Raw genomic sequence first — 10,354 nt, 5'->3', positions numbered from 1 at the left:
AGGGCATAAACAGTGAACGGCGAGTATCGTGTCCGGCTTTCGGAACGGCCGTCCGACGGACTGTTCGAGCGTAGCGAGTCCCGGGGGACAGTGAACGAAAAACGACTACACGACCGACGGGAACGTCCCGACCCCGGAGGGTTTATCCCACTTGCAATTGTAGGTTGACGATAAAAAAATAGTAAGGTTTGAATTGAATCGTAAATTAATTTACAATCTACAATTTACAATTAAACGGATTTCGTGAGTGGGTAAGTTTTTGGTTTCGACGTGGGGTATAGCGGTTGAGGGATTAGGGAAGGGTTAGGTACGGGATGAGAATATAAAAAAGTCCGAACGTGCACGTTCGGACTTTCTTGAATGGGTTATTCGGAATAAAACCGTATTTGTTGTTGAATGGCTCTCACGCACGCCGGACAAAAATCTTCTCCTTTAAGAGAATTCATCAGGCAATCGGGCCAGGGCCTGTAAACGCCCTTGGATACATAACCGCCTCCCTCGTAAACCCCTAATTTGGTCGGATTTTCGGGATCGACAGGTGTGGGGATCGGGGTGTTTTTATCCATCAGGTCTTTCCATTTCTTCCCGAAATCCGTCAATGTTGTCAAGTTCGGTTCCCAAGGTTCTATTTTGGGAGGATAAAGATCGTTGTATTCGGCTCCTCCCACGTATTCATCTCCTAATCCGGCAAAAAGATGTCCGAATTCGTGAACGTATACTTTGGCCGTGTGTAAATTGCCGGAAATGCTTACTCCGTAATGATTGTAAATGGCTCCACCTCCGTATTTCTGTGTATTCACGATGATGTATATATAATCATAAGGGACATTGGCAGCGAGGTCTTTAACGCTTTTGAAGTCGTAAGTCATGATATAACGCTCCGAATTGAACGTGTAAAAAGAAGAGTTCAAAATTGTATTTTTCCAGACATACTCTCCCGGAATATCGACTCCGGATTCTTTCGATGGTGCCAGTACGGCCCGTACGTTAAATTTGTTTTTATTCTCTTTGTAAGGAGAGAAACTGAAAAGCCCTTCCACGAATTGGCGGCAATTGGCTTTAAATTGCTCCATCTCGTCGGCCGTATAACCTTCCGGGAGCAATACGATATCTACCCGTTTGGCCGGATTACCCGTGTACATCACATCGTAAGTGGGATATTCCAGGCGACGGTCTTTACTGATGAAGTAGCTGTTTACGTCTACCGTATACTCGAATTTTTTTACGAAAGCCCCCTTTTTATTCCGGGCTGTGATTTCTATACGTACGTCCTCTTTCGGGAAAGGCATGGTTACGGCTTCCGGACAACTGCGGCGGGGTGTCAGGGCTTCGTCGGTCATTCTCCATTCTCCGAAAAGACTGCAATATCCTCTGGAATAGATTAATTTGTTGGTTTTAAGGTCATAAACATTCAGGTAATAGTTACCATAAAAAGTGGTGTCAATTAGATTGGTTTTTGAACCACCCCAATAGGGTTCTTCCCGTAATTCCTCAAAAAAGATTTCATCCTGTTTGTTGTCTCCACAATGGGAATAATCCAGCCGGAGTGTTTTGTTATAGAAATAGGTGTCGAATTGTGCAAAACTATTTCCTGCCGAAAACAGAAGGATAGATAGAAATAATAGTCGCATTCTTTTTTTCATAAATTAAAAATTATTGTTTTACTCTTTGTAATATACTCGTTTAACTCGAGAAGATACTCCTGTCAATATCTCGTACGGTATGGTATCGAGTTTATGGGCCATTTCCGTTACGGGAATATGTTTTCCGAATATTTCCACTTCCTCTCCCACGAGAGCATCCGTGTCGGTAACGTCTACCATGCACGTATCCATGCATATATTTCCGATGATCGGAACTTTTTTCCCTTTCACGTATACTTCCCCGATCCGATTGCTTAGGTGACGATTCAATCCGTCGGCGTAGCCCACGGGAATGACGGCAATTCGAGAAGGACGATCGGTATAGCTTTTGCGCCCGTAACCGATCGATTGACCGGTAGGTACTTCCCGAATGGAAGAGATGTGGGTTTTAAATGTACTCACAGGCTTTAGGAGAGCGTGATCGGAGCTGATCCCGTGTAAGCCTATTCCCAACCTGACCATGTCGAAATGGTATTGTGGGAAACGTTCGATACCGGCAGAGTTTAAGATATGTCGCCAGATTTTATAATCAAAATGTGCCTGGATCGCGGTTGTCATGTTTTCGAAGAGATGAATTTGACTTAATGTAAACTCATCGTGTATGCTTTCATCACTCCCGGCTAAATGGGAAAATAAAGAACGGATATATACCGTTCGGGGTTGGGTGAAAAAATGAAGTAATTCCGGTAGATCTTTTTCATCGAACCCGGAACGGTTCATGCCCGTGTTGAGTTTGACGTGTACCGGAAAATGTTTTATTCCGTGTTTACCGAGAGCCTTTTCGAAATCTTCCAGAATATCGAGAGCGTAAATCTCAGGTTCCAGTCCAAACGTGATCATGTTATCGAATGCTTCCCGTTCCGGATTCATTACGGCGATGGGAAGTGTGATTCCTGCTGCTCGTAATTCTATTCCCTCGTCTGCAAAAGCAACCATAAGGTAATCTACCCGGTGGTATTGAAGGAGCGAAGCTATTTCTTTGGACCCGCTGCCGTATGAAAACGCTTTTACCATGACCGCTAATTTGGCGGACGTGAGAGAGCGAAAATAGTTTAAGTTATGGACCATGGCATCCAGATCGACTTCCAGAATGGTACCGTGTGACTGTTTTTGCAGGAAGCCGGCAATGAATTCGAATTGGAAACGCCGGGCTCCTTTGATCAATATAACTTGATTTTTAAAATTGTTCCGGTTCTCTTGCTTTAAAAACTGTTCGGTATTTTCGTAAAACCGAGAATCGTCGATAGTGAAATAGTGCTGATACTCTCTTAATTCTTTCCCGATACCGATAAAACAGGATATTTTTGCTTGCTGTAACAGTATGGCAATATTCTTATATAAAGTCTGTTTGTCTTCGCTTATATCCATAAAATCGGATAAGATAACCACTCTCTCTTTGTGGGGATCTTGTATGGACAGGCTGTTTAGAGCCAATTGAAAGGAGGCGGGATCGGAATTGTAATAATCATTGATCAGGATACAATTATTGATTCCCTCTTTTATTTCCATACGCATGGCTATGGAAGAGAGATGTTCCACGTGTCGGGTGATGGAGTCCGGTTGTATGCTTTTGATCAAGAGTACGCAAACGGCATTCATCGTGTTTTCAAAAGAAGCGATATCGGGAAACGGAATCACGAGAGAAAACGAGGTATCACCGTAGGTGATCTTTACCCGGCGACGATGTTCATCGATCTCCAATGTTTCGGTTTTCACGACGGCTTCCGGGCTCTCTCCCCAGGAAAAGAGTTGAACCCGATCCGGAAGTTGTTTTTTTATAAATTTCAGCACCTCTCCGGCTTGCCCGATAAGAGTTTTACAAGAGATAAATAATTTTGCTTTTTCGATTAGCTTTTCCTCTCTGGAGATGAAATTTTCATCGTGGGCCTCTCCGATGTGAGTGAATATGCCGATATCCGGACGGATCATTTGTTCCAGACGTTGCATCTCCCCTTTTTGAGAAATTCCCGCTTCGATAACGGCGATCTCCGTCTCCTCTTCTATTCCTAACAAGGAGAGCGGTACGCCTACCTGCGAATTGTAGCTTCGGGGACTGCGATAAACACGATAATTTTCCATTAAAAGCTGGGAAAGCCATTCTTTTACAATGGTTTTACCATTACTACCCGTAATTCCTATTACCTCGGCTTTCGCTTGCTGGCGGTAGTGTGCGGCCAGTTGTTGCAGGGCGGATAACACATTGTTTACCCGTATGAAACTGGCTTCGGTCAATCGATCGAATTCGGATCTGTATTCATGGATAACGAAAGCCCGTACTCCATTTTCATACAGAGGAAGAATATAATCGTGCGCATCGTGATTTTGTCCTTTTAGAGCGAAAAAAAGGGTTTGATCGGCATAAATAACAGAACGACTGTCAATGCTATATTCACTTATTTTTACAGGACATCCCTTTTTCAAGTCTCCGTGGATGACATGGGCGATTTCTTCGATTGAGTACATCATACGGCCATTGTTATTATCTTTGATTTTGCAAAAGTATAAATTAATCGGATATCTTTCCGTCAGGGACGTTATAAATAATGGAGTGTTGTTCTCCTTTTCCCGGTCGTTATAAAAGAGGAGCAAACAGCCTTGCGAGAGACTCTTTTATCTTGTCTTTTTTGGGTCTGAATTTCCATTGTTGTATGCTGATCTCGCTACTGCCTTTCAGGTCGTTCATAAAATCTGTGGCCAGTTTGCGACTTACGTTCCGATCGTAGATGATCATGTTTAATTCGAAATTCTGCTCAAAGCTGCGAATATCCATGTTGGCCGTACCTACACTCGAAACGAGTCCGTCCATGATAATTAACTTGCTGTGATTAAATCCTTTGCGGTATCTGAAGACTCGTACACCTGCTTCCAGTAACTCTTCGACATAAGAGCGAGTACACCAATAGGTGAGTAGGGAGTCGGATTTATAAGGTATCATGATGCGTACGTCTACTCCACTCATTGCTGCTGTCTTTAACGAATTGATGGTCGTTTCTCCCGGCATAAAGTAAGGCGTGGAAATAAACACGTATTTTTTGGCCATATTTATTAACGTGAAATAGGCTTGTTGAATAGACGTCCAGTCGCTGTCGGGGCCGGAAGAGACCGCCTGCATGATAACACTTCCTTCTGTGCCTTTGTTCGGAAGGTAGGCCTCTTTGTTAAGTAAAAGTTCTTGCCGAACAAAGTACCAGTCAATGAGAAACACGACCTGGAGTGAGGTCACCGCTTCTCCCCGGATCTTCAGGTGTGTGTCGCGCCATATTCCAATTCCGGGTAGACCGTGTAAATACCGGTCCGCAAAATTTAACCCTCCCAAAAAGCCGACCTCTCCGTCGACGACAACAATCTTTCTATGATTTCGATAGTTTACTTTATTCGTAAACAAGGGAAACCTTACAGGAAGGAAAGGATAGATCTGAATACCGGCGGCTTGCATTTCACGGATGTAACTTTTGGGCAGCTTCCAAGAACCGACATCATCGTATATCACTCTTACCTCTACTCCTTCTGTCGCTTTTTTGATCAATATGTTTTTTAACCGTTCGCCCAATTCTCCTTTTTCAATGATATAGTACTCCAAATGGATGTATTTTTTAGCTTTGGAGATTGCCAGAAAGATGGCTTTAAAGGTTTCTTCCCCGTTATTTAATATGTCTACCGTGTTATTACGGGAAAGTAGAGCTTTGCTATTGTTCAGTAATAGGGTCATGAGCCGTTGTACGGCTTCCATGTCTTCCTTCTTCAACAGTTCGGTCTTTTTAATACGTTGTTTTTGGTCCTCACTCATGTATTGGAGCCATTTGAAGTCTCCAAGCCCTTTCATGGAAAACATTTTAATCCTGCGGTAATTCATGCCGAAGTAGATGTAGAACAGAAGTCCGATCCCCGGAATCAAACAGAGTACGAGCATCCATGCCAATGTCCTGACAGGACTCCTGTTTTCCATGATGATAGTATACATCACGCCTATAATGGTGATAATATATAAAATAGTGATAATATATAATATGATCGTCGTCCACGCCATGCTAATACTTCTCGTTTTTTCAATTTTGTTATTTTATAAACATGTTTGTCTTCCTGTATATTTTCTGATTTTCAAATTTTCTCGTGTTCAATTTTGTTATCTTTGCCTTATGAATACCATATTTGATTTACAACAATACGCATTTCAAGTATTAAAAGATACTTATGAAGAGAGAGAAATCCGCTCTCTTTGTTCACTTATTTTTCAATATACTTTGCATTATACAAATATAGAAATCCATCTGAGAAAACACGAACAATTAGATAAAAGCTTTATCAATAAATTTTTACAAATACTGGAAGAGTTGAAAACGGATCGGCCGATTCAGTATATTTTGGGCGAAACGGAGTTTTCCGGGTTGTGCCTTAAATTAAATGAAAATACGTTAATTCCTCGTCCGGAAACAGAGGAGTTGGTTATACGGGTGATCGATTCCGGACTTTCTGCTCCTGCCCGGCTTTTGGATATAGGGACGGGGAGCGGGTGTATTGCTATTGCTTTGGCAAAGCAGGTGGGAGGTTTGCAAGCGGAGGGTGTCGATATCTCCCCGGAAGCTGTCCGGCAAGCAAAAGAGAATGCCCGGATAAATGGGGTAACCGTTGATTTTTACGTGCGGGATATACTGCGTTGGAAAGAAGAGGAGTGGCCTGTTTATGATGTGATCGTGAGTAATCCTCCCTATGTTCGTTTTTCGGAACAGCGATTTATGCACGATCGCGTATTGAAGTTTGAGCCGGGACGGGCTCTTTTTGTATCGGATGAAGATCCCTTGCTGTTTTACCGTACGATTGCCGATTTTGCTAAATCCCACCTGAGATCGGGAGGAACTCTCTTTTTCGAGATAAACGAAGCTATGGGAGATGAGATGGTGAGTTTGCTGTCGGAAATGGGATACGGGGAGGTAAAGATAGAACAGGATATACACGGTAAAGACAGGATACTGTCGGCAAAAATGATGTAATCTGTAAAATTTCAATGGATAACAAGATCGGGTTTTAGAATTAGGACGATGGATGTAAAAAAGGCTTTACAAATAATTGCGGCTCAATGTAGTAAAAAAGAGTATTGTCGTTTCGATATTACCGTGAAATTGCAACGTTGGGAGTTGTCTGAAAAGGATATTGCGGAAGTTATGGCTTTTCTGGTAAAAAATCATTTTGTCGATGACGAACGTTATGCCCGGGCTTACGCGAAGGATAAATTTCGGTTTAACCGTTGGGGAAAATTGAAGATAGAACTGATGCTTCGGCAAAAACAGATTCCGGACTATATCGTTGCCGAGGCCTTGAGGGCTTTACCCGAAGAGGACTATGATGAAGTATGTATCTCCTTGCTGAAACAAAAGAGCCGAAGCCTGAAAGAAGAGGATTCCCGTAAGCGTAAAGCTAAACTTTTCCGTTATGCCCTTGCCCGGGGATTTAGTTACGAGGTCGTAGCTCGTTGCCTAAAGCGACTTTGATTTGATGGGATAGAGGATAATCCGAGTATTTGGGGTGAGCCTATTGTAGCTGATGCCGTAAAATGGGTGAGGGTGGAATAGAGGCGGATTATCGGCCGGGGAGTGAACTTCGGCTTGCATAGATCGGTCTGATTTAGGGTGAAACGCATTCACCCCAAATTACTGACTTTTTCCAGGGCTTCCATGTCGGTGATCTTAATCTGTTTGCCGTTTAGCTCCACTATTCCTTCCGAGGCGAAATTCGATAACGTGCGAATGGCGTTGGAGGTTGTCATATTGGAGAGATTGGCAATGTCTTCCCGGGAGAGGCAAACTTTTAGAGTTTGGTTGTCTTCCTCGCATCCGTAAGTTTCTTTTAACACTAATAACGATTCGGCCAATCGTCCCCGGATATGTTTTTGAGTAAGGGTAACAGTCCGGCGATTGGAAAAACCGAGGTCGGTAGCTAAGGCACGAATCACGTTCATGGCTACATCGGAATTACTTCGGACGATCCCGAAGATTAATTCTGTTTTCATGATACATACGATGGAGTCTTCGATGGCTTCCGCTGAGGCAATATGGTTTTCTTCGGCAAAGAAGGCCCGATAGCCGATAAATCCTACCGGTTTGGCCATGCGAACGATCTGGTCTCTCCCCGAAACTCCTTTTTTGATAATTTTGGCTTTCCCGGTGATCAAACAAATAAGTCCGAAAGGCTTATTTCCTTCCTCGTATATCAGGTCTCCCTTTTTATAGCTTTTACAGATGCTGGTTTGTCGGATGATGCTCTTGCTGCTTTCATCCAAATCGGCAAAGAGGGAGTTCGGGCTATCGATACAAATATTGCAATATTTTTCGTGTAATTCCTTGTCTTTAATTGTTCTCATAGGTCTTGTTGGTTACTTTACGATAATTTGGCCGTGAGGGGCATACGACGTCCGTTCCCGAAAGCTTTTTTGCTGACTTTTAAAATGGGAGGACATTGTGCCCTTTTGTAATCGTTCCGGTTTACCATCGTGATCGTTTTTTCTACAATCTCCGGGGTAAATCCTTGAGTGATGATCTCTTGTTTGGACTGGTTTTCTTCCAGGTATAATTTTAATATGGCATCCAATGTGGGATAGTCGGGGAGAGAATCCTGGTCTTTTTGCCCGGGCCGAAGTTCAGCCGAAGGCGGTTTTAAGATGGTATTTTCCGGAATGAGTTCCCGCTCCCGATTAATGAATCGGGCCAGTTGGAATACTTCCGTTTTGTATACGTCTCCCAGAACGGATAAAGAACCGCATAAATCTCCGTATAGGGTTCCGTAACCTACTGCCGCTTCGCTTTTATTGGATGTATTTAATAGGATATTTCCGAATTTATTTGACATGGCCATGACCAGAGAACCTCTGATACGTGCCTGAAGATTCTCTTCCGCCACGTTGAAGGGCAAATCCTGGAATACGGGTTTTAGAGTATTTAAAAAGGATTCGTATATCTCTTTTATGGGTAAAGTCTCATGAGGCATATGTAAGTTGTTGGCCAAGTCTACGGCATCTTTCACGGAATGATCCGTAGAATAGCAGGAAGGCATTAATATTCCCTTTACATTTTCACTTCCAATGGCTTCTGCAGCCAAGGCGGCAACGACAGCCGAATCGATACCACCGGAGAGACCTAATATGGCTTTGGTGAAATTATTTTTTTTGAAGTAATCTTTTATTCCTAAAATTAAGGCATCGTGTATTAATTGTATTCTCTCCGGCAATTTTTCCTGGAGAGGCTTGCTCTTTGCCAGTTGAAAGGTGTCAATCAATAAGAAATCTTCCTCAAAAGCGTTTAACCGGTGTGTAAGGATTCCCTGTGCGTTAAATACCAGTGTGTTGCCGTCGAATATGAGGGAAGTATTTGCGCCCACGTGGTTTAAAGAAATAACGGGGATTCTTTGCTTTTTAGCCATAGAGGCGAATACCTCTTTCCGGTAAGCATAACTTTCTGTAGTGAAAGGAGTCGCTCCGACGTGAATGATGATCGAGTCGGTCTTTTGTATGCTTTCTGCCTCGTATTCATCAAAAATGACCCGGATATTCTGATCTTTATAGCGGATGGCTGTATTTTCTTCTCCGGCAATGAAATAGCGGCTCTCGTCAAATACATCGTAATCGCTAAGGATTGTTTTGTTGGCTCCTCCCCGAACTTCTTTATTATACATAAAAAAGCTGGCGTTGTACAGGATGCCGTCTTCTATATCAAGGTTCGGGCATCCTACCAAAGCGGCTATCGAATCGCAGGCCTCGGCAATTTTCTCGATGCTGATCCGGCAGGCGTTTACAAAATACTCTTTTTCGAACAGATCTTGGGGGTAAGCCCCGCATACGGCGTGTTCCGGAAATACAACGAGGTCTGCTTTCATCGACTTCGCTTTTTGGATTGCTTTTAATATAAGCGCCTGATTCTTTTGTATATCACCGATATGGTAATTGATCTGAGGTATTGTTATTTTCATAATTCCTTCATTGAACTGCCGGGTAGCATGACTTATTTTAAGTTTATAGAACCAATCCTTTCCGTTATGAAGATGAAGATTTTTAGCTGTTTCTCGCGTTGATACCTGTCGTAGGTAATTTTCTCTGTTTATAACGGATGAATTTTGTTTTCCTGAGGCAAATTTACGAATTTTGGGCTGAAATAACGAATAGAAATTTGTATAAGTTTATGATGATAGAAAAAAAAGAAATCCGGAAACGGATGAAAGAGTTAAAGAGCTGTTACACTTTGGAAGAGAAGAAGAAAATGTCCTGCTCCATTTGGGAACAGCTGGAAAAAGATCCTTTTTTTCTGCAAGCCGGGACGGTCTTGTTGTATTGGTCTATGGAAGACGAGGTACATACGCATGATTTTGTTTGTAAATGGGCGGAGAAGAAGGTTATTTTGTTGCCTTGCGTGAAAGGAGATATTTTGGAATTGCGTATGTTTAAGGGGGTGGATTCTCTTGCTCCCGGGGAAAGCTTTGGAATATTGGAACCACAAGGTGAGTTATACACGGATTATCCTTCCATCGATTTGATCGTTGTACCTGGTGTGGCTTTTGATGCGCAAGGAAATCGGTTAGGGCGCGGACGCGGGTACTACGATCGGATATTAAAAGAGACACGGGTGGCTAAAAAGGTAGGGGTATGTTTTGATTTCCAATTTCTGGAAAATGTTCCGGTAGATGAATTGGATGTGCGAATGGATAAGGTGATTCATGAGGCATAAAAA

The 10,354-nt window shown here is 42.8% G+C and carries 8 protein-coding genes; 3 read left to right on the top strand and 5 right to left on the bottom strand.

Translation table 11 applies throughout. From position 1 onward, the window contains the following. Positions 1-365 precede the first annotated feature (365 nt). From QZR76_RS12990 to cls, 3 genes are all read right to left on the bottom strand, one after another. Complete coding sequence (locus QZR76_RS12990) at positions 366-1,643, bottom strand: M64 family metallopeptidase (RefSeq protein ID WP_294143237.1); 1,278 nt, start codon at positions 1,641-1,643, stop codon at positions 366-368. An 18-nt stretch (positions 1,644-1,661) separates the two neighbouring features. Next, the gene (locus QZR76_RS12985) at positions 1,662-4,109 is read right to left on the bottom strand and encodes a bifunctional UDP-N-acetylmuramoyl-tripeptide:D-alanyl-D-alanine ligase/alanine racemase (RefSeq protein WP_294143236.1); all 2,448 of its coding nucleotides are present in this window, start codon (positions 4,107-4,109) and stop codon (positions 1,662-1,664) included. A gap of 106 nt (positions 4,110-4,215) precedes the next feature. Next, complete coding sequence (cls, locus tag QZR76_RS12980) at positions 4,216-5,670, bottom strand: cardiolipin synthase (RefSeq protein ID WP_294143235.1); 1,455 nt, start codon at positions 5,668-5,670, stop codon at positions 4,216-4,218. Positions 5,671-5,779: 109 nt separating this feature from the next. On the opposite strand from cls, the gene prmC reads away from it, so the two are divergent. Further along, complete coding sequence (gene prmC / locus QZR76_RS12975) at positions 5,780-6,631, top strand: peptide chain release factor N(5)-glutamine methyltransferase (RefSeq protein ID WP_294143234.1); 852 nt, start codon at positions 5,780-5,782, stop codon at positions 6,629-6,631. Between the two features lie 48 nt (positions 6,632-6,679). After that, positions 6,680-7,129 carry a regulatory protein RecX gene (locus tag QZR76_RS12970; RefSeq protein WP_294143233.1) on the top strand — a complete coding sequence of 150 codons (450 nt, stop codon included), beginning with the start codon at positions 6,680-6,682 and terminating at the stop codon, positions 7,127-7,129. A gap of 149 nt (positions 7,130-7,278) precedes the next feature. On the opposite strand, the gene QZR76_RS12965 is transcribed toward QZR76_RS12970, so the two are convergent. Both QZR76_RS12965 and QZR76_RS12960 read right to left on the bottom strand, forming a co-directional pair. Beyond that, the gene (locus QZR76_RS12965; protein ID WP_294143232.1) at positions 7,279-7,998 is read right to left on the bottom strand and encodes a Crp/Fnr family transcriptional regulator; all 720 of its coding nucleotides are present in this window, start codon (positions 7,996-7,998) and stop codon (positions 7,279-7,281) included. Between the two features lie 17 nt (positions 7,999-8,015). Next, complete coding sequence (locus QZR76_RS12960; RefSeq protein ID WP_294143231.1) at positions 8,016-9,599, bottom strand: NAD+ synthase; 1,584 nt, start codon at positions 9,597-9,599, stop codon at positions 8,016-8,018. A 209-nt stretch (positions 9,600-9,808) separates the two neighbouring features. Here QZR76_RS12960 and QZR76_RS12955 point away from each other — a divergent pair, with 209 nt between their 5' ends. Next, entirely contained in the window at positions 9,809-10,351 is a 543-nt protein-coding gene (locus QZR76_RS12955) for a 5-formyltetrahydrofolate cyclo-ligase (RefSeq protein ID WP_308573215.1), read from the top strand. Positions 10,352-10,354: the final 3 nt, after the last annotated feature.

Origin of the sequence: uncultured Sanguibacteroides sp. (assembly GCF_900543425.1) — a bacterium.
Taxonomy (GTDB): domain Bacteria; phylum Bacteroidota; class Bacteroidia; order Bacteroidales; family Marinifilaceae; genus Gabonibacter.
This window is presented reverse-complemented; position numbering and strand designations above follow the sequence as displayed.

Bases quoted from the DNA above. Each gene is read 5' to 3' on its own strand.
- QZR76_RS12990 (WP_294143237.1), bottom strand. From the start codon at position 1,643: ATGAAAAAAAGAATGCGACTATTATTTCTATCTATCCTTCTGTTTTCG.
- QZR76_RS12965 (WP_294143232.1), bottom strand. From the start codon at position 7,998: ATGAGAACAATTAAAGACAAGGAATTACACGAAAAATATTGCAATATT.
- QZR76_RS12985 (WP_294143236.1), bottom strand. From the start codon at position 4,109: ATGATGTACTCAATCGAAGAAATCGCCCATGTCATCCACGGAGACTTG.
- QZR76_RS12955 (WP_308573215.1), top strand. From the start codon at position 9,809: ATGATGATAGAAAAAAAAGAAATCCGGAAACGGATGAAAGAGTTAAAG.
- cls (WP_294143235.1), bottom strand. From the start codon at position 5,670: ATGGCGTGGACGACGATCATATTATATATTATCACTATTTTATATATT.
- QZR76_RS12970 (WP_294143233.1), top strand. From the start codon at position 6,680: ATGGATGTAAAAAAGGCTTTACAAATAATTGCGGCTCAATGTAGTAAA.
- prmC (WP_294143234.1), top strand. From the start codon at position 5,780: ATGAATACCATATTTGATTTACAACAATACGCATTTCAAGTATTAAAA.
- QZR76_RS12960 (WP_294143231.1), bottom strand. From the start codon at position 9,599: ATGAAAATAACAATACCTCAGATCAATTACCATATCGGTGATATACAA.